This is a genomic window from Achromobacter sp. NPDC058515, assembly GCF_042721735.1.
GTDB lineage: Bacteria > Pseudomonadota > Gammaproteobacteria > Burkholderiales > Burkholderiaceae_B > Achromobacter.
The window spans coordinates 1-1,463 of record NZ_JBHXNI010000034.1; the positions used below are offsets into that span (position 1 = coordinate 1).

Consider the following 1,463-nt stretch of genomic DNA (forward strand, 5'->3'; position numbering starts at 1 on the left):
CTGGAAGCCACCTTCGGCGGCATCAACCTCGAAGACATCAAGGCCCCGGAATGCTTCACCGTCGAGCGCAAGCTCCGCGAACGCATGAAGATCCCGGTCTTCCACGACGACCAGCACGGCACGGCCATCACGGTATCTGCGGCCTTCATCAACGGCCTGAAGGTCGTGGGCAAGGACATCAAGACGGTCAAGGTGGTGACCTCGGGCGCGGGCGCCGCCGCGCTGGCCTGCCTGGACCTGATGGTGGATCTGGGCCTGCCGCTGGAAAACATCTGGGTGACCGACATCGAGGGCGTGGTCTACGAAGGCCGCGTCGTGCTGATGGACCCGGACAAGGCGCGCTTTGCGCAAAAGACCGACGCCCGCAAGCTGGCCGAAGTGATCCAGGACGCCGACGTGTTCCTGGGCCTGTCGGCGGGCGGCGTGCTCAAGCCCGAGATGGTCGAGGCCATGGGCCCGCGCCCGCTGATCCTGGCGCTGGCCAACCCCACGCCCGAGATCCTGCCGGAAGTGGCGCACGGCGTGCGCGACGACGTGGTGATGGCCACGGGCCGTTCGGACTACCCGAACCAGGTCAACAACGTGCTGTGCTTCCCGTACATCTTCCGCGGCGCGCTGGACGTGGGCGCCACGACCATCACGCGCGAGATGGAAATGGCGGCGGTGTACGCCATCGCCCAGCTGGCCGAAGAGGAACAGAACGAAGTAGTCGCGGCGGCCTATGGCACCTACGACATCTCGTTCGGCCCTGAATACCTGATTCCCAAGCCGTTTGATCCGCGCCTGATCGTGCGCATCGCGCCGGCGGTGGCCAAGGCGGCCATGGACGGCGGCGTGGCGACGCGCCCGCTGGCCGACCTGGAAGCCTACGAAGAGCAGCTGCAGCAGTTCGTGTACCACTCGGGCGCGTTCATGAAGCCGCTGTTCTCGGCGGCCAAGCGCATCGTGCGCTCCGGCGGCAAGTCGCGCATCGTGTTCACCGAGGGCGAAGACGAACGCGTGCTGCGCGCGGTGCAGGTGATCGTGGACGAAGGCCTGGCCCGTCCCATCCTGGTGGGCCGTCCCGCCGTGCTGCTGTCGCGCATCGAGAAATTCGGCCTGCGCCTGCGCCTGGGCGAGGACGTGGAAGTCACCAACCCGGAATACGACGAACGCTTCCACCAGTACTGGACCACGTACTGGGAACTGATGTGCCGCCGCGGCATCACCAAGGAAATGGCGCGCGTGGAAATGCGCCGCCGCCTGACCCTGATCGGCGCGATGATGGTGCACCTGGGCGATGCCGACGGCATGGTCTGCGGCACGGTCGGCGCCTACCACGACCATCTGCGCTTCGTGGACGAAGTGATCGGCCGCCGTCCGGGCCACAACGTGTACGCCGCCATGAACATCCTGCTGCTCAACGAGCGCACGGTGGTGCTGGTGGACACCCATGTGAACGACGAGCCCACGGCCGAACAGAT

Annotated in this window: 1 protein-coding gene; it reads left to right on the plus strand. The window is 66.4% G+C overall.

Going from position 1 to position 1,463, the window contains the following annotated elements; translation table 11 throughout:
• On the plus strand, positions 1-1,463 hold a 1,463-nt coding region (locus ACFWP0_RS29560; RefSeq protein ID WP_377848302.1), incomplete at both ends, for a phosphate acyltransferase.